The sequence below is a fragment of the Roseivivax sp. THAF197b genome (assembly GCF_009363255.1).
Lineage (GTDB): Bacteria > Pseudomonadota > Alphaproteobacteria > Rhodobacterales > Rhodobacteraceae > Roseivivax.
In genome coordinates this window covers 1,002,536-1,018,608 of record NZ_CP045318.1, presented here as the reverse complement: position 1 = coordinate 1,018,608, position 16,073 = coordinate 1,002,536, and the positions used below count along the sequence as shown (strand labels likewise).

At 65.3% G+C, this 16,073-nt stretch carries 18 protein-coding genes; 12 read left to right on the top strand and 6 right to left on the bottom strand.

The features are described 5' to 3' along the window. The first annotated feature begins 10 nt into the window (after positions 1-10). The 6 genes from cysG (at position 11) to FIV09_RS05120 (ending at position 5,599) form a co-directional block, all read left to right on the top strand. Positions 11-1,405: a siroheme synthase CysG gene (cysG, locus tag FIV09_RS05145; RefSeq protein ID WP_152448992.1), complete on the top strand. Its 1,395-nt coding sequence runs from the start codon at positions 11-13 to the stop codon at positions 1,403-1,405. Further along, on the top strand, positions 1,405-1,722 hold the full coding sequence (locus FIV09_RS05140; RefSeq protein ID WP_152448991.1) for a DUF2849 domain-containing protein: 318 nt from the start codon (positions 1,405-1,407) through the stop codon (positions 1,720-1,722). The genes cysG and FIV09_RS05140 overlap by 1 nt, the downstream gene beginning before the upstream one ends. A 60-nt stretch (positions 1,723-1,782) precedes the next feature. Beyond that, positions 1,783-3,459 (top strand): nitrite/sulfite reductase, encoded by a 1,677-nt coding sequence (locus FIV09_RS05135; RefSeq protein ID WP_152448990.1) that lies wholly within the window; start codon positions 1,783-1,785, stop codon positions 3,457-3,459. Beyond that, positions 3,449-4,261 carry a phosphoadenylyl-sulfate reductase gene (locus FIV09_RS05130; RefSeq protein WP_152448989.1) on the top strand — a complete coding sequence of 271 codons (813 nt, stop codon included), beginning with the start codon at positions 3,449-3,451 and terminating at the stop codon, positions 4,259-4,261. Before FIV09_RS05135 ends, FIV09_RS05130 begins: the two co-directional genes overlap by 11 nt. Next, positions 4,258-4,638: a DUF934 domain-containing protein gene (locus FIV09_RS05125; protein WP_152448988.1), complete on the top strand. Its 381-nt coding sequence runs from the start codon at positions 4,258-4,260 to the stop codon at positions 4,636-4,638. The genes FIV09_RS05130 and FIV09_RS05125 overlap by 4 nt, the downstream gene beginning before the upstream one ends. Positions 4,639-4,744: 106 nt before the next feature. Continuing rightward, positions 4,745-5,599 (top strand): ferredoxin--NADP reductase, encoded by an 855-nt coding sequence (locus FIV09_RS05120; RefSeq protein WP_152448987.1) that lies wholly within the window; start codon positions 4,745-4,747, stop codon positions 5,597-5,599. Positions 5,600-5,636: 37 nt separating this feature from the next. On the opposite strand, the gene FIV09_RS05115 is transcribed toward FIV09_RS05120, so the two are convergent. Continuing rightward, positions 5,637-6,248 carry a hypothetical protein gene (locus tag FIV09_RS05115; protein ID WP_152448986.1) on the bottom strand — a complete coding sequence of 204 codons (612 nt, stop codon included), beginning with the start codon at positions 6,246-6,248 and terminating at the stop codon, positions 5,637-5,639. 330 nt (positions 6,249-6,578) lie between these two features. On the opposite strand from FIV09_RS05115, the gene infC reads away from it, so the two are divergent. Beyond that, positions 6,579-7,121 carry a translation initiation factor IF-3 gene (infC, locus tag FIV09_RS05110; RefSeq protein ID WP_152448985.1) on the top strand — a complete coding sequence of 181 codons (543 nt, stop codon included), beginning with the start codon at positions 6,579-6,581 and terminating at the stop codon, positions 7,119-7,121. A gap of 139 nt (positions 7,122-7,260) precedes the next feature. Here the strand turns inward: infC and FIV09_RS05105 are convergent, their stop codons facing one another. The 4 genes from FIV09_RS05105 to dksA all read right to left on the bottom strand — a co-directional run bounded on the left by FIV09_RS05105 (position 7,261) and on the right by dksA (position 10,984). After that, entirely contained in the window at positions 7,261-8,250 is a 990-nt protein-coding gene (locus FIV09_RS05105) for a molybdopterin-binding protein (protein WP_152448984.1), read from the bottom strand. Then, entirely contained in the window at positions 8,247-9,215 is a 969-nt protein-coding gene (locus FIV09_RS05100; RefSeq protein ID WP_152448983.1) for an XdhC family protein, read from the bottom strand. The genes FIV09_RS05105 and FIV09_RS05100 overlap by 4 nt, the downstream gene beginning before the upstream one ends. An 86-nt stretch (positions 9,216-9,301) precedes the next feature. Next, complete coding sequence (locus FIV09_RS05095) at positions 9,302-10,474, bottom strand: FAD-dependent monooxygenase (protein ID WP_152448982.1); 1,173 nt, start codon at positions 10,472-10,474, stop codon at positions 9,302-9,304. 87 nt (positions 10,475-10,561) lie between these two features. After that, positions 10,562-10,984 (bottom strand): RNA polymerase-binding protein DksA, encoded by a 423-nt coding sequence (gene dksA, locus FIV09_RS05090; protein WP_152448981.1) that lies wholly within the window; start codon positions 10,982-10,984, stop codon positions 10,562-10,564. Between the two features lie 174 nt (positions 10,985-11,158). On the opposite strand from dksA, the gene FIV09_RS05085 reads away from it, so the two are divergent. Next, entirely contained in the window at positions 11,159-12,004 is an 846-nt protein-coding gene (locus tag FIV09_RS05085; RefSeq protein ID WP_152448980.1) for a MoxR family ATPase, read from the top strand. Positions 12,005-12,025: 21 nt separating this feature from the next. On the opposite strand, the gene FIV09_RS05080 is transcribed toward FIV09_RS05085, so the two are convergent. Further along, positions 12,026-13,627 (bottom strand): hypothetical protein, encoded by a 1,602-nt coding sequence (locus tag FIV09_RS05080; protein ID WP_152455233.1) that lies wholly within the window; start codon positions 13,625-13,627, stop codon positions 12,026-12,028. Here FIV09_RS05080 and FIV09_RS05075 point away from each other — a divergent pair. From FIV09_RS05075 to FIV09_RS20320, 4 genes are all read left to right on the top strand, one after another. After that, the gene (locus FIV09_RS05075) at positions 13,617-14,012 is read left to right on the top strand and encodes a hypothetical protein (protein ID WP_152448978.1); all 396 of its coding nucleotides are present in this window, start codon (positions 13,617-13,619) and stop codon (positions 14,010-14,012) included. The two genes, FIV09_RS05080 and FIV09_RS05075, sit on opposite strands and share 11 nt — an antisense overlap. 68 nt (positions 14,013-14,080) lie before the next feature. After that, positions 14,081-14,536, top strand: a complete 456-nt coding sequence (locus FIV09_RS05070) for a GNAT family N-acetyltransferase (RefSeq protein WP_152448977.1) — start codon at positions 14,081-14,083, stop codon at positions 14,534-14,536. Beyond that, complete coding sequence (locus tag FIV09_RS05065) at positions 14,536-15,903, top strand: DUF2927 domain-containing protein (RefSeq protein WP_152448976.1); 1,368 nt, start codon at positions 14,536-14,538, stop codon at positions 15,901-15,903. Before FIV09_RS05070 ends, FIV09_RS05065 begins: the two co-directional genes overlap by 1 nt. Continuing rightward, positions 15,900-16,067, top strand: coding sequence for a hypothetical protein (locus FIV09_RS20320; protein ID WP_172975627.1), 168 nt, complete (start codon positions 15,900-15,902; stop codon positions 16,065-16,067). Before FIV09_RS05065 ends, FIV09_RS20320 begins: the two co-directional genes overlap by 4 nt. Positions 16,068-16,073 lie beyond the last annotated feature (6 nt).

Sequence of the window (16,073 nt, the reverse complement as noted above, 5' to 3'; positions counted from 1 at the left end):
AGGGCGCGACATGCAGCACTTTCCCATCTTCGTGGCGCTGGCCGGACGGCGCGTGGTCGTCTCGGGCGGCGGCGAGGCCGCTCTGGCCAAGCTTCGGCTTCTCCTGAAGACCGAGGCCAACCTGACGGTATTCGCCCCCAACCCCGCCCCCGAGATCGAAGGCTGGGCCACAGCCGGGCGCCTCCGCCTCGAACGTCGGCCGATGGGCCCGGGCGATGCGCTTTGCGCGGTGCTTTTCTACGCCGCCGATGAAGACGCGGCCGAGGATGCCCGCACGGTCGCCCTGGCGCGCGCCGATGGCGCATTGGCCAATATCGTCGACAACCTGCAGGACAGCCAGTTCATCACCCCCGCGATCGTCGATCGGGACCCGGTGACCGTGGCGATCGGCACCGAAGGGGCGGCCCCGGTTCTGGCCCGCGCAATCAAGCGCGACCTGGAAGAACGGCTGCCCGCGGATCTGGGCCCGCTTGCACGTATCGGCAAAGCCTTCCGCAAGATGGCTGATGCCCTGCCCATGGGACGCAAGCGGCGCGACTTCTGGGCCGCGTATTACGGCGGTGCCGGGGCCGAGGCCCTCCGCGCGGGCGGCGAGGACGCGGTGCGCGAACGTCTCGACACCCTGCTCGAGGCGCATCTCTCCGAGGCGCCGCGCCCGGGCCGCGTGGCCTTCGTCGGCGCAGGCCCCGGCGATCCCGACCTTCTGACCATGAAAGCGCGCCGCGCGCTCGATGAGGCGGATGTGGTGATCCATGACCGGCTGATCTCGCCCGCGATCCTGGAGCTTGCCCGCCGCGAGGCCGTCCTCGTCGATGCTGGCAAGGAAGGGTTCGGCCCGTCCATGACGCAGACCGACATCAACGCCCTGATCGTGGAGCATGCCGCCACGGGCGCGCAGGTCGTTCGGTTGAAATCCGGCGATCCCACCGTTTTTGGCCGCCTCGACGAGGAGATCGACGCCGTCTCGGAGGCGGGCATCGCCTGGGAGATCGTCCCCGGCATCACCGCCGCCTCCGCCGCCGTCGCCACGATCGGCCAAAGCCTCACGAAGCGCGAGCGCAATGCCAGCGTGCGATTTCTGACCGGCCACGACATGAAGGGCTTTGCCGATCACGACTGGAAGGCATTGGCCCGTCCCGGCGAGGTTGCCGCGATCTACATGGGCAAGCGCGCCGCGCGCTTCATCCAGGGCCGCCTTCTGATGCATGGCGCAGGTCCCGACACGCCCGTGACGGTGATCGAGAACGCCGCGCGTCCCGATCAGCGCATCCTGGCCACGACGCTCGCCACACTGGCTGCAGACCTGACCGAAGCCGCGCTGACCGGCCCTGCCCTGACCCTCTTTGGCCTCGCGCCACGTGCCGCGGAGGCCGCAACCCGCACGCTCATGAAGGAGGCACTCTGATGCCCCGCGCATTCACCCCGAAAGTTGTCACCGGAAACGCGCTTCTGGAAGGCGACGTGATCTACCTGACCGAAGCCGATGGCTGGAGCCGCGATCTCGCGGAGGCCGAAGTGCTCGATGACGAAGCCGTGGCACAACTGCGCCTCCTCGATGCACAATCCCGGCCCGGTGAGGTCGTGGGCGCCTATCTGGCCGACGTGTCGCCGGGCGCAAACGGCCCGGAGCCCACGCATTTCCGCGAGGATTTCCGCAGGACCGGCCCCTCGAATTATTCCCATGGAAAGCAGGAACAGCGGTCCGGCACTGAATTTTCATAAAATTCAGTTCACGTCTTTAACAAAAACCGTGCGCCCGGCCCGACGCCAGGAGATACCCCCATGTACCGCTACACCGATTTCGACGCCGGCTTCGTGGCCGAGCGTAACTGCCAGTTCCGCGCCCAGGTCGAACGCCGCATCGACGGCTCGCTGACCGAGGACGAGTTCAAGCCCTTGCGGCTGATGAACGGCCTCTACCTGCAATTGCACGCCTACATGCTGCGCGTGGCCATCCCCTACGGCACGCTGAACAGCGGCCAGATGCGTCAGCTCGCCTATATCGCGGAGCGGTGGGACAAGGGATACGGCCATTTCACCACGCGTCAGAACATTCAGTTCAACTGGCCGGAACTGCGCGACGTGCCTGATATCCTCGATGCGCTGGCCGAGGTGGAGATGCACGCGATCCAGACCTCCGGGAACACGATCCGCAACGTGACCGCGGACCATTTCGCGGGTGCTGCCGCCGATGAGGTGGCCGATCCCCGACCCGTGGCCGAACTGATCCGGCAATGGTCCACCGATCATCCCGAGTTCCAGTTCCTGCCGCGCAAGTTCAAGGTCGCCGTCACCGGCAGCCCCGAGGATCGCGCGGTCACCGCAGCCCATGATATCGGCCTGCGCATCGTCGAGACGGCAGAGGGCGGCATTGCCTACCGGGTGCTCGTGGGCGGCGGTCTGGGCCGCACGCCCATGATCGGCAAGGTCCTGCATGACGCCCTGCCCGAAGCCGATCTGCTGCCCTATCTCGAAGCGGTCGTGTCGGTCTGGAACCTGCTTGGACGGCGTGACAACAAGTACAAGTCGCGCATCAAGATCACCGTGCATGAGCACGGCATCGACGAGATCCGCCGCCTTGTCGAAGAACGGTTCGCCGAAACGCGCACGGCCTTCACCGGCATCGATCAGGAGATGCTGGCCGCGATCCGCTCGCAATTCGCCCCGCCCGCCTTCGAGCAGGCCAGCACCGGCGCATTCGAGGCGGCTTATGAGCGCGATCCCGTGTTCCGGGCCTGGGCCGATGCCAACCTCGCCGCCCATCGCGCACCGGGCTATGCCATCGCGCAGATCTCGCTGAAGGCGCATGGCGAAACGCCGGGCGATGCCAGTGCCGCACAGATGCGCGTGATGGCCGATATCGCTGAACGCTTTGGCCATGACGAGCTGCGCATCAGCCATGAACAGAACGTAGTGCTTCCGCATCTGCGCAAGGACGATCTGCCCGAGATTCACGCAATCCTGCGCGAGCATCGCCTCGCCACGGCGAATATCGGCAAGATCTCGGATATCATCGCCTGCCCCGGCATGGATTATTGCGCGCTGGCCACCGCACGCTCGATCCCCATCGCGCAGGAGATCGCCACCCGCTTCGACGCGCTGAAGACCGAGGCCGATATCGGCGATCTGAAGATCAAGATCTCGGGCTGCATCAATGCCTGCGGCCATCACCATGTGGGCCATATCGGCATTCTCGGCCTCGATCGCGCGGGCGTGGAGAATTACCAGATCACGCTTGGCGGCGATCAGGGGCCGGATGCAACGCTGGGCAGCCGCACCGGACCCGGTTTCTCCGCAGACGAGATCGTGCCCGCCATCGAGCGGATCGTGGACGCGTATCTCGACCTGCGCGAAGACCGCAACGAGACGTTCCTCGAGACCTATCGTCGCCTCGGCATGGCGCCCTTCAAGGCTGCCCTTTACGACAAGGCCGAGGAGGCCCGCGCCAATGCGGCATGAGCCTGACATACGCGAGGACGTCCGCCCGGACGGACCGAGCCCGGCGGAGATCGCCGAGCGGCGGGACCGCGTGGCTGCGCTCAACGCGCGCTACCGGCATCACGGCGCCACGGCCGTTTTGCGCGGCGCGCTGAACGATCCCGAGGCCGGGCGCATCGCCATGGTCTCGAGCTTCGGCGCGGAATCGGTGGCGCTTCTCCACCTTGTCGCGATGGTGGATCGCTCGACGCCCGTTCTGTTCATCGACACGCGGCTCCTATTCGCGGAGACGCTGGTCTATCAGCAGGAGGTCGCCGAACGCTTGGGACTTCGGGACGTGCGCATCCTGAAGACTGATGCGGATGCGCTTCAGGCGCGCGATCCTTACGGGGCGCTGAAGCATTCCGACCCCGATGCCTGCTGTGCCTTGCGCAAGACCCTGCCGCTTGAGGCGGCCCTTGACGGCTTCGACGGCTGGATCACCGGGCGCAAGCGTTACCAGACTTCGGACCGCGCGCAGATGGACTTCTTCGAGCTCGAAGAGGCCACGGGCCGGATCAAGGTCAATCCGCTGGCCCATTGGGCGCCGGGCGATGTCGCCTCCTACATGGACGAAAACCGCCTGCCCCGGCATCCGCTGGTGGCGAAGGGTTATCCGTCCATCGGCTGCGCCCCCTGCACCAGCCGCGTGGCCAAGGGCGAAGACCCGCGCGCCGGGCGCTGGCGCGGCCAGTCCAAGGACGAATGCGGCATCCATTTCATCGACGGTCGCCCCGTGCGCCAATCAGGACAGCCAGCGGGCGAAAAAGGAGAAACGACATGAGCGTGATCGTGACCGATGCGGGCTTTGCCCCCGACGATTTTCAACCGGGCCTCGCGGGCGACGCAGTCGTTCTGCCCTCGGATACCGACCCCGACACGCTGGAGGCTGCAACGCAGGCGCAGATGGTCGTGGTCGAGTTCCCGTCCTCGGCGGATGGGCGCGGATTTACGCTCGCGCGGCTTCTGCGACTGCGCGGCTATCGCGGACGGCTCAGGGCCCGCGGCCATGTGATCGCCGATCAATACGCCATGGCGCGCCGGGCTGGCTTCGACGAGGTCGAGATCGACGCGGCGCTCGCCGCGCGTCAGCCGGAAGACCAGTGGATTTTCCGCGCCGACTGGCAGTCCCATGACTACCAGGCCCGGCTGCGCGGCTGACCCGCGCGGCGCAGCCCGGACACCGGGCGACCAAACGCCCCCTTTGCCCATCCCCCTCCTTTCGACTATTGCAGAAGGTACGAGGCGCGCGCCTCGTGATGACGCCATGACAGAGCAGAGACCCGTGAAAGACAGTGATTCGACGCCGGTCAAGAAGCTGGCCGTTCCCGACGCCCAGAAAGTGACGCAAGTGACCCATTGGACAGATCGTCTGTTCTCCTTCCGGGTGACGCGGCCTGCGAGCCTGCGGTTTCGCTCGGGCGAGTTCGTGATGATCGGCCTGATGGGCGACCCCGATCCCAAGACCGGCAAGCAGAAACCGCTGCTGCGCGCCTATTCCATCGCCTCCCCCTCCTGGGACGAGGAGCTGGAATTCTATTCGATCAAGGTGCCCGACGGCCCGCTGACGTCGCGGTTGCAGCATATCGAGGTGGGCGACGAGATCATCCTGCGGCCCAAGCCCGTGGGCACGCTGGTGCATGACGCGCTGCTGCCCGGCAAGCGGATCTGGTTCTTTGCCACCGGCACGGGCTTCGCGCCCTTCGCCTCGCTCTTACGCGACCCGCAGACCTTTGAGGATTACGACGAGGTCATCATCACTCATACCTGCCGCGAGGTGGGCGAGCTGGAATATGGCCGCAAGCTCATTGAAGACATCCGTCAAGACGAGATGCTCAACGAGCTCATCGGCGCGGAAAACCTCGCCAAACTGCGCTATTACCCGACCACCACCCGCGAGGAGAGCCCGAAAATGGGGCGGATCACCGATCTCATGCGCTCCGGCGAGGTGTTCGAAGATCTGGGCGTGGCCCCCATGACGCCCGAGCATGACCGGGCGATGGTTTGCGGCAACCTTGCCTTCAACCTCGAGATCAAGGAGCTCCTGGAAGGCTACGGGCTCGAGGAAGGGGCGAATTCCGACCCCAAGCAATACGTCGTCGAAAAGGCTTTTCTCGACTGAGTGCGCAAGCCAGGTAGCGGGGTGGCGCGGTGCGCGGTCAGACCGGCGGCGTCAGCGCCCCCTCGCTTTCGGGGATGAGCGTGGTTGCAAAGAACAGCGCGAAAAGGGCAGCGGTGTATTGCGACAATTCCGCAAAGACCGGCAATGCATAGATCGAGGCGGGCTCGAAGGAATGGCCCAGCAGGATCGCCACCGCCGAGGACAGCCCGAAGAGCGAAACGGCAAGTGCAATCGTGCTGTCGCGGTTGGTCTGCAGCCTCCACAGCACGAGTGCGGTCAGCAGAAACCCGATCGCGGTGGCCGCGGACATCCCGTCGATCGCCGCGGGCATCGCGCGTGCGACGCCGATTATCGACGGCAGAGCATGAAGATCGGGATAGAGCTGCTCGGCAATCACCAACCCGATCACCGCGAATATGAGGGTCCGCTGCAGCTTTTCGGCGCGACCCCGCTCGATCAGCATCAGGGCGATGAAGACCAGCGTGAAGGAAAACGCGGTCGGCAGGACAATCGCGGCATGGGTTTCGGAAGCGCGGACGAGCCACGGCGTGTCCAACATCCATCCCAGAATGGGCATGCAGGACAGCAGCACACCAACCTGAGCGATGCGACAGCGCAGAGACGGCTTGTTCGAAAGATCATTGCTCATATCGTCTATCCTGCTGAGGGAGGTCCGGCCGCTCCCGATTCTCGTTTTCGCAAAGCCGTCCTTTCGTAAATGTAAATTAATTAAGTCACCCGGCATAGCGAAAACGGATTCTCACTGTCATCTTTTCCTGACATTCCGCGTAAATTCCGATCGGGCCAATCTGCGAGGCGTCGCGGACCGACGCTCGTACACCCCCTATCCCATCATCCACGTTCAGCACGGCAGGGAGCGACCGAATTCCGGCCCCACATACGTTTAAACGCTTGAAACACCGGGCCGGGACGCCTATTTTTCGGCCTCGCAACTGCAATCGCACAAAGGAACATTCCCATAGCCCGCAGACCTCACAACGCGCCGCCCACCCGTGACACCGGCCCCCGCGTCAACGATCGTATCCGCGTAGCGGAAATCCGCCTGATCGGCGCTGAAGGCGAAAACATCGGAGTCGTCACGCCCGAACGCGGCCGCGAATTGGCGGAACAGGCTGGTCTTGACCTCGTGGAGATTTCGCCGAACGCGACGCCTCCCGTGTGCAAGATCATGGATTTCGGCAAGTTCAAATACGAACAGCAAAAGCGCGAAGCCGAGGCCCGCAAGAAGCAGAAGACCATCGAGGTCAAGGAAGTGAAATTCCGTCCCAACACGGATATTCACGACTATGACGTCAAGATGAAGAACGTCTTCAAGTTTCTCGAGAAGGGCGACAAGGTGAAGGTCACCCTGCGTTTCCGCGGACGGGAAATGGCACACCAGAACCTCGGGCGGGAATTGCTTGAGCGCGTGGCCGAGGACGTGAAAGACGTCGGCAAGGTCGAGAACATGCCGAAGATGGAAGGCCGCCAGATGATCATGATGGTCGGCCCCGTGAAGTAAACGTCTCGCCATCGCGACGAGGAATGGGCGCCCGCTGTGGCGCCCTTTTTGTTTGTTCGGTTTGTTTGCCCGCTAAGAGTTCCGGCGCACGTGTCGCAAGCCGCCGAGATATCGCAGGCGCGGGCCGCGCGGTCCGGCCTCACGCCTCCCGCGGACGGCCGCGCAGAGGAATCTCCTTCAGAAGGCCGCCGACCCCCATGCCTGCAATGTCCGCCGGGGTGACCGCGACGCCGCACAGGATCCGTTCCATCACCCAATCCGCCCCGTTGAGCGCGGGCGAGCGCGCACAGCCAGGCAGGCCCACGACGGGCCGTCCGCCGAGATCGCCAAGGAACAGCAGATTGCCCGGATCGACCGGCATGCCGTAATGCGCGACCTGGCCACCCGCCGCGCGCAGCGCCTCGGGGGCGGTGTCGTGCAGATCCGACGTGGCCGAGCCCGTCAGGATGAAGAGCGCCTCCGCCTCGGACGCCCTGAGCGCGGCGGCGAGCGCGTCGACCTCGTGCGGCACGACCTGCGCGGGTGCCAGATCGACGCCGAGGCGGTCCAGCCGGTCTGCGATGGCCTTGTGCCCCTTCGCAGGATCAACGGCGCTTTCCGTGCTGGTCTGGATCAGCTGCGCCGTGGCGATGGCCGGGGCGTGAAAGCCAAGCGCGCCCGCGCCGACCGAGGCCGCTTCGGCGAGCGCCGCGCCCGGCACGCCGTAGGAGATGATCTTGATCGTCGCCACCATGCCGCCCGCCGCCATCCGCTGGAACGGCGGTACGGTGGCCACGGTAATCATCGGGTGTACCGCGTTGAGGGCGTTGATCCGGTCCGCGTCGATATGCGCAAGTCCCGGCCCTTCGGCAAAGACATTGGCCCGGCCCGTCGCGGCGCGCCCGATGCGCAAGCCGGTCTGCTCCCCGGGGACGAGCGCGCGGGCCAGTTCAGCGGCCGCGTCATCCTCGCCCAGATCGCCGGGTTCGAGCCGGGCGGCCACGACCTCGCTCAGACCAGCGGCTTCGAGCTTGGCCACTGCCTCCGCATCGATCACCATGCCCTTCTTCAGCCGCCCCTTGGGCAGAGCCACCGAATGGGCAAGGATCGCGCCTTCGGCCTCGGACACGGGCATGGGGCCGAATTTCATGGCCGTTTCCGGAGCACTTGGGTCATCTCCGCGATCACCGAGACGGCGATTTCCGCAGGCCCCGCCGCGCCGATATCGAGCCCGATGGGCCCGTGGATGCGCGCGATCTCGGCTTCGGTGAAGCCCTCGGCCTGAAGCCTCTCCACGCGTTTGGCATGGGTCCGGGTGGAGCCCAGCGCACCGATGTAAAAACACGCCGAGCGCAGTGCGCGGCTGATCGCCGGATCGTCGAGCTTCGGGTCATGGGTCAGCAGCACGAGCGCCGTGCGGCTGTCGAGCCCGGCCTTGTCCACCGCCTCGTCGGGCCAGTCATGCAGGATCGTCTCTCCGGGAAAGCGCGTCTCCGACCCGAAGGTCTCGCGCGGGTCGATCACCACCGGATCGTAGCCCGCGATCCGCGCCATGGGCAGCAGCGCCTGGGCGATATGCACGGCACCCACCACGACGAGGCGCAGGGGCGGGTTGTGAATGGTGACGAAGCGGCGCGTGCCCTCCTCGAAGCCCGAACGATCCATGCGGAAACGGTCGGCATGACCCTCGCGGGTCAGGGACCGCACGCCGGTGTCGAGATCGACACTATAAGCCACAGGCGTGCGAGCAGCCCGCGCCGCGACAAGATCCGCCAGAAGCGCCTCGGGCAGAACCGCGCCCACCGGTTCGATCAGCACGCGGATCGTGCCGCCGCAGGCCAAGCCCACCGCGAAGGCATCATCGTCCGAGACCCCGAATTCCAACTCGCGCGCCTCGCCCGCCTCCAGCGCCTCGATGGCTTCGACGATCACCGCGCCCTCGACACAGCCCCCCGACACGGAGCCTTCGATCCGGCCGGTGCCGGAAATGGCCAGCTGCGATCCGGTGCGCCGCGGGGCGGAGCCCCAGGTCTCGATCACGGTGGCAAGGCAGGCGCCCTCGCCTGCGCGATGCCATTCGAGGGCGGTCTCCGGGATCGGGTCGAAACGGTCCATGGCGGATCTCCTTTGAGGGCCTGTCTATCCTCAGATAGGCCCGCTGTCGCCTGCCCAAAAGGTGGGGGCCATGGCGGTCGGCACGGTCAACGCGCTTCGGTCGGATCGTAGCGATAGAGCCAGTCGAACTGGCGTAGCATCAGGCCGGGAGCCAGGCGACCGCCGATGGAGAGAGCAAGATGCGCCGCATCCCGCAGGCCCGGAGTGGCAAGATGGTATTTCCAGGCATTGCCATTCGCGGCCTCGATCACGCGGGCCGCCCGATCCGCGCGGCGCGCCTGGTAGGAGGCGAGGCCTTCGGGCAGGTCGGCGGCGCGGGACAGCGCGTCGGTCAATTCCCAGGCATCCTCAAGTGCGAGGTTGGCGCCCTGAGCCAAGAAAGGCAGCGTCGGATGCGCGGCATCGCCCAGAAGCGCTAGCCCCTCCCCCCACCAGCGCGCGGCGACCGGATGGCGGAAGAGCCCCCAGAGGCCCGGGCGGTCGACCTCGGCCAGAAGGCGGGCCGTATCGCCGCCGAAATCCGCGAAGGCGGCACGGAGGTGGCGGCCCTCATCGGTCTGTGACCAGCCCTCTTCGGTCCAGCGCGCGCGCTCCTGCACGGCAACGAGGTTCACGAAGGCACCGTCGCGCAGCGGGTAGCTGACCACGTGGCGATGCGGCCCCATATGCACCCGCGCTTCGGCGGGGTGATCCACGACATTGGGCACGACAGCCCGCCAGGCCACCTGACCGGTGAAATGCGCAGGCGCCTCTCCGTTCAGCACGGGCCGGACGACGGAATGCAAACCATCCGCGCCGATGACGAGATCGCCCGCGATGACTTCATCGGCGGCGGTCTCGATCCGTGCGGGCGCGCCGGGGCTTACACGGGTCACTTTCTGCGTTAGGCGGATATCGACGCCCGCCTTGCGTGCGGCATCGGCCAGAACCGAAACCAGATCGGCGCGATGCACGAACCGGTAGGCCATGCCGTCCCCGAGCCGGGCCAGATCGAGGCGCAGCACCTCCCGCCCGGCGCGGTAGTCGCGCAAGGACACGGCGGCGGCCCTTGGGGCTGTGCCCAGCGCCGCCTCGAGCCCCAGCGCGGCGATCACCTTCAGACCGTTCGGGGAGACCTGCAGGCCCGCCCCCACTTCGCGGATTGCGTCGGCCTGCTCCAGGAGGGTCACATGCGCCCCCCGGGCAGAGAGCGCGGCTGCCGCGGCCAGCCCGCCAATGCCGCCGCCCACGACCGCGATGCGCAAAGCCTGCACGTCCATGATTCGCCTCCCGAATATTGGCACCGGAAATGAAAAAGGCGCCCGACCCTGCGATCCGGCGCCTTTGCTGATTAGACGAGATCGCGATCAGTCGTCGCGATGCACCTTTTCGCGGCGCTCATGGCGTTCCTGCGCCTCGAGCGTCATCGTGGCGATCGGACGCGCGTCCAGACGCTTGAGCGAAATGGGCTCGCCCGTTTTTTCGCAATATCCGTATTCGCCCTCTTCGATGCGGCGCAGTGCGGATTCGATCTTGGCGACGAGCTTGCGCTGGCGATCCCGGGTGCGCAGCTCGATCGCGCGGTCGGTCTCTTCGCTGGCGCGGTCGGTCACGTCGGGAATATTGCGCGTGCCGTCCTGCAGCCCTTCGATGGTGTCGCGCGTGTCGGCGAGAAGGTCCTGCTTCCAGGTAATCAACTTGCGGCGGAAATATTCGAGCTGCCGATCGCTCATGAACTCTTCGTCTTCGGACGGACGGTAATCATCTGGTAAAAAGGATTCGGGTTTCATGGTCGCTCCCTCAATCACGCCGACATCAGCCATAGCTTTTCCCCTGATTATCTGGCACCCCTGCGCGAAGCCGAATAGCCCAAGGCTGCCGCGCTGTCACTAGTCAAGTGACGTAGGGGCGCGGAAAAAAACCAGCCTCCGAGCACGCCAACAGCAAAGAGAGACATGCGTTCGATGAAGTTTGAAGGAACCGATGCCTACGTCGCAACCGACGATCTGACCATGGCGGTGAATGCCGCCGTGACGCTGGAACGCCCGCTTCTGGTCAAGGGAGAACCCGGCACCGGCAAGACCGAACTCGCGCGTCAGGTGGCGCAGGCCTTGGGCACCGAGATGATCGAATGGTCGATCAAATCCACCACCAAGGCGCAGCAGGGCCTCTACGAATACGACGCGGTCAGCCGCCTGCGGGACAGCCAGCTCGGCGACGAGCGTGTGAATGACGTGAAGAACTACATCCGCAAGGGCAAACTGTGGGAGGCCTTCGAGGCGGAGCGCCGGGTGGTCCTGCTGATCGACGAGGTGGACAAGGCCGATATCGAGTTCCCGAACGACCTGCTGCAGGAACTCGACCGGATGGACTTCTATGTCTACGAGACCGGCGAGACGATCCGCGCGCGCCATCGCCCCATCGTGATCATCACATCGAACAACGAGAAAGAGCTGCCGGACGCCTTCCTGCGCCGCTGCTTCTTCCACTACATCCGCTTTCCCGAACCGGACGTGCTCCGCCGTATCGTCGAGGTGCATCACCCCGGCATCAAGCCGCAGCTTCTGACCGAGGCGCTGACCCAGTTCTACGAGATCCGCGAACAGCCCGGATTGAAGAAGAAGCCGTCGACCTCAGAGGTTCTGGACTGGCTGAAGCTGTTGCTGGCCGAAGACCTCGATCCTGCGGATCTGAAACGGGACGGTGCGGATGCCCTGCCAAAACTGCACGGGGCCCTTCTGAAGAACGAGCAGGACGTGCATCTCTTCGAGCGGCTGGCCTTCATGGCGCGTCGGCAGCAGGGGCGCTGACGCCCCTGCCCGTGCGGTCCCTCACTGACCGTAGAGATAGCCCGAGCGGCGGTTGCGGTTTTCCAGCTTGACCAGCTCGGCCATTTGCGGCGGCACGCAGGTGCGGTCGCCGCGCACGGCATTGCGGCGCACGAAATCGCCCTTGCAGGTCCCGTCGGCATTGGTGTTGCGGCGGGCAAGGTCGTTCATATTGCGCACTTCAATCCAGCGATCCTCGGTCACGCAGACGTAGTCCGTGGGTGTGATCCCGCGCCAGCGCAGACGCCCCTTGCAGGTCATCGGACCTTTCGCCTGATCGGAGAGGCGCGGCGAGTTGCCATCGCGATCCGCCTGGGTCTCAAGCGACGACACCGCCGATTGATCGAACGACACGCAGGTGCGGTTCGGGTCGAAAGCGCGCGGCATGAAACCTGACTTGCAGCTGCCATCGGCGTTGGTGTGATCCGGCGCCGCCTCGTTCTCGGCCTTGATCGCGTCGCGACGCGCCTTCGTCACGCAGGCACGGTCATCGGGCCATGCCGCGCGCTGAACGAAGTCCTTCATGCAGAGATTTGGCAGGAAGTGCCGGATGCGAAGCGTCGTGGTGCGCTTGTCCTCAGCGGTGGCGCCCGGCGCATGGGGAATCTGCTCGATCCGGACCTGGCCCGCGTTGAACTGCGCCCCGAAACTGCTGCGATCCTCAAGCGGCAGCGCGGCGATGGCCCGCCAGCTTCGGTGCTGGTTCTGCCATTCCTTCATCAGCACATTGCGCCGGACCGGCCGGGACGTATGGTTCATCTGGATCCGGTTCCAGTCGTCGAAATACATGTCCGACTCGTAAAGCGTGTAGATCCGCAGCGCCGGGTCCGACATCTCGTCCGCACCGACCGAGGTCGGACGGCTGGCATATTCCACGAGAAAGTAGGTCTCGGGATTGCGCGGATCGAAGGGAATGCGCGCGCCCACGTAATGGGTGTTGTCCTTGCGGGCGTTCCAGTCGGTCAGCGTGATCTCCCAGGTACAGCCCTGGCCTGAGCGGAACTCCTGGCGACAGCTGGCATGCTGGCCGCCCGCCTGGAAGATGCGGCCCTGCGGCACGAGACCCAGCCGTTCGCGATCATGCAATGTCAGTGCGCCGCCATTGCGCCCCATCACCGAAGAATTGTCGTCATAGGAGATGGGCGCCTGAAACGCACTGAGATCGTTCGCGGCCCCGTAGGTATGATTGAGCCGCAAGGCATGGCCGATCTCGTGCACGACGCCGCCCAATCCGAGGCTGAGATTGCTTTTCGTGGAATCGAGTGCCGCCGCACCGCCCGTCGTGCCCCGATAGACGACCCAACCCGGGCTGCCCTTCACTTCGTAGCCGGGCACGGTGATGACGAACGTGACGTCGGTATCGGCGTCCAGACCGGCCTTGGCGGAACATTCGTTCTTGATGGTCGTGGCCGAGACCCTGTTGGCACGCGTGTCGTCAAAACTGCGCTCAAGCGTGACCGGGCGCGTCACGCGCATGTCGATCCGCGCCACGTCACCGATGAACTTGTTCCAGACATTCACCCCCTTGAGGACCTGAATGGTATAGGCCAGCCGGTCGGAATTGCTCATCCGGGTGCCCGAGAACTGGCAGGGAATGACCGCCATTTTCACCGACCCCATCAGCGGAAGCGTTGGCGCCGCGGGAGCTGCGGTTGCAAAAAGTGCCAGCGACAGCGCGCAGGCCGCACGTTTCAATAAATGCATTAAGAATTTCTCCAAGATACACGGTAAACACAGGCGGAAATTGCCCAACACAACTATGGCGCGAGTTACCTCACCTGTCACGCGGGATTCGCGTCACGTTGCGGCCCTCTTTGTCGCAGCCCTGCCCGGAACACCCCGCATCGGCTGCCACGCGTTGGAAGATGTGGCATCCATGCATCAAATTTCTCATTTACTTTCAATATACTGCGGGAAGAAGCTCATCCACCGCGAGAATCTCGAAGGCTGTTGCCGTATCGGCTCCAGAATTCCCTATTTCGCCGTATAGTCATCCAACTACGGACAAAAATGGCCCCGATGTTGGCCACATCTGGAACGATCAGGACGACCCCGACGATGCTTTCCGCCAATGCCATCTCCGTGCGCCCGTTGGCACAAGAGGATCGCGCCGATTGGCAGGCGATGTGGACCGCGTATCTCGATTTTTACGAGAGTTCGGTCGACGCGCCCGTCTATGACGCGACTTTTGCGCGCCTTCTGGGCGACGACCCGCGCGACTTCAACGCGCTGGTGGCCGAGGTCGATGGCCGGCTCGTCGGGCTGACGCATTACCTGTTTCACCGCCATGCCTGGCGCATCGAGGAGGTCTGCTATCTACAGGACCTCTACGCGGTGCCCGAGATGCGCGGCGCAGGCGTCGGACGCGCCCTGATCGAGGCGGTCTATGCCGCCGCTGACGCGCATCATGCAGGCTCGGTCTATTGGTTGACGCAGGAGTTCAACCACACCGCCCGCAAACTTTACGACCGTATCGGCGTCCAGACCCCCTTCATCAAATACCAGAGGGCCTGATGCGCCATTTCATTATCCCCATTTGCCTTTTGCTGAGCGCCTGCGTGCCCGTGTCCGAACCCGACACCACAACCCGCGCCGCCATCGTCAGCGAAAGCACGCTGCCGCCGATGAAGCGCTTCCAGGTGCCGCGCCCCGTGCCCGCCCAGGCCTCCAACCGTGAGATTGCGCGCGATTTCCTGGCCCTCTCCTTCAGCCTCGAATCGGGACGGGAACTCGAACGCTTCACGCGCTTCGAAGGGCCGATCAACGTGCGCGTCACCGGCCGACCGCCCGCATCCCTCTTCTCCGATCTCGATCAGGTGCTCTACCGGCTGCGCACCGAGGCGCGGATCGACGTGGCCCGCGACCAGTCCGGCCCCGCGCATGTGACGATCGAGGCGGTCCCCCGCTCCGAAATCCGCCGCTACCTGCCGCAGGCGGCCTGTTTCGTCGTGCCGAACGTCTCCTCGCTGGCCGAATATGGCCGCGTGCGCCGGACCGCGCAGATCAATTGGTCCAACATGGTCAAGCGCGACCGGGTTGCCGTTTTCCTGCCGGGCGATGCCTCCCCCCAGGAGGTGCGCGACTGCCTGCATGAGGAACTGGCCCAGGCGCTGGGCCCGCTCAACGATCTCTATCGCCTGCCCGATTCGGTCTTCAACGACGACAATGTGCATACGGTGCTCACGGGCTTCGACATGCTGATCCTGCGCGCCTATTACGATCCCGAACTGCGCTCGGGCATGACGAAGGGCGCTGTGGCAAGCCGTCTTCCCGCGATCCTCGCCCGGCTCAATCCCGGCGGCACGCAGCGGCAGACCTCGCAACTGCAACAGACGCCGCGCGCCTGGGTGCAGGCGGTGCAGGCGGCACTCGGCCCCGGCACCAAGGACCGCAAGTCCGCGGCGCGTGAGGCGCTCCAGATCGCCAACGCCCTGGGCTGGCGCGATCACCGGCTCGGCTTTTCGCATTACGCCATGGGCCGCATCACCCAGTCCCAGGACATCGACGCGGCGCTGAAGCACTTCCAGGCGGCGGATCGCTACTTCGCCGCCTCCCCCAGAACCAGCCTGCACCGCGCCTATGTCGCGTCGCAGCTGGCCGCCCACGCGATCGCGCGGAACCAGCCCGAGCAAGCGCTCGCGGTGCTGAGCCCGCAGGTCGACGTGGCCGCGCGGCATGAGAACGCGGCCCTGCTCGCCACGCTTCTCATGCTGCGCGCTGAAGCGCTGGAGCTTTCGGGCCGGGCCGCGGAAGGCCGCCAGGTGCGTCTGGACAGCCTCGGTTGGGCGCGATACGGGTTCGGCTCGGATTACGCGGTCCGCGCGAAGCTGCGCGAGATCGAGGCGTTGAACCCGCTGAAGGGAAGGATCGGGCGTTTATGATCGTACTTGTCGGGGCTGTGCTCGGGGCAATCTGGGGGGGCCTATCTGCCAAGCGTCGGCGCGGGAACCGGCTCGATATCGTGCAATACGCCGTGGTCTACGCCATCATCGGTGCCCTTCTCGGACTGATCGGGACCATCGCCATCGAGAAGGCCTTGGTGTAAGGCAGG

What these genes read in the sequence shown, in the direction of transcription:
- FIV09_RS05115 (WP_152448986.1), bottom strand. Translation starts at nt 6,248, where the DNA reads ATGAGCAATGATCTTTCGAACAAGCCGTCTCTGCGCTGTCGCATCGCT.
- dksA (WP_152448981.1), bottom strand. Translation starts at nt 10,984, where the DNA reads ATGAAACCCGAATCCTTTTTACCAGATGATTACCGTCCGTCCGAAGAC.
- FIV09_RS05135 (WP_152448990.1), top strand. Translation starts at nt 1,783, where the DNA reads ATGTACCGCTACACCGATTTCGACGCCGGCTTCGTGGCCGAGCGTAAC.
- FIV09_RS05100 (WP_152448983.1), bottom strand. Translation starts at nt 9,215, where the DNA reads ATGGACCGTTTCGACCCGATCCCGGAGACCGCCCTCGAATGGCATCGC.
- FIV09_RS05095 (WP_152448982.1), bottom strand. Translation starts at nt 10,474, where the DNA reads ATGGACGTGCAGGCTTTGCGCATCGCGGTCGTGGGCGGCGGCATTGGC.
- FIV09_RS05125 (WP_152448988.1), top strand. Translation starts at nt 4,258, where the DNA reads ATGAGCGTGATCGTGACCGATGCGGGCTTTGCCCCCGACGATTTTCAA.
- FIV09_RS05120 (WP_152448987.1), top strand. Translation starts at nt 4,745, where the DNA reads ATGACAGAGCAGAGACCCGTGAAAGACAGTGATTCGACGCCGGTCAAG.
- FIV09_RS05075 (WP_152448978.1), top strand. Translation starts at nt 13,617, where the DNA reads ATGACCGCCATTTTCACCGACCCCATCAGCGGAAGCGTTGGCGCCGCG.
- FIV09_RS05080 (WP_152455233.1), bottom strand. Translation starts at nt 13,627, where the DNA reads ATGGCGGTCATTCCCTGCCAGTTCTCGGGCACCCGGATGAGCAATTCC.
- FIV09_RS05140 (WP_152448991.1), top strand. Translation starts at nt 1,405, where the DNA reads ATGCCCCGCGCATTCACCCCGAAAGTTGTCACCGGAAACGCGCTTCTG.
- FIV09_RS05130 (WP_152448989.1), top strand. Translation starts at nt 3,449, where the DNA reads ATGCGGCATGAGCCTGACATACGCGAGGACGTCCGCCCGGACGGACCG.
- FIV09_RS20320 (WP_172975627.1), top strand. Translation starts at nt 15,900, where the DNA reads ATGATCGTACTTGTCGGGGCTGTGCTCGGGGCAATCTGGGGGGGCCTA.
- FIV09_RS05105 (WP_152448984.1), bottom strand. Translation starts at nt 8,250, where the DNA reads ATGAAATTCGGCCCCATGCCCGTGTCCGAGGCCGAAGGCGCGATCCTT.
- FIV09_RS05070 (WP_152448977.1), top strand. Translation starts at nt 14,081, where the DNA reads ATGCTTTCCGCCAATGCCATCTCCGTGCGCCCGTTGGCACAAGAGGAT.
- cysG (WP_152448992.1), top strand. Translation starts at nt 11, where the DNA reads ATGCAGCACTTTCCCATCTTCGTGGCGCTGGCCGGACGGCGCGTGGTC.
- FIV09_RS05085 (WP_152448980.1), top strand. Translation starts at nt 11,159, where the DNA reads ATGAAGTTTGAAGGAACCGATGCCTACGTCGCAACCGACGATCTGACC.
- FIV09_RS05065 (WP_152448976.1), top strand. Translation starts at nt 14,536, where the DNA reads ATGCGCCATTTCATTATCCCCATTTGCCTTTTGCTGAGCGCCTGCGTG.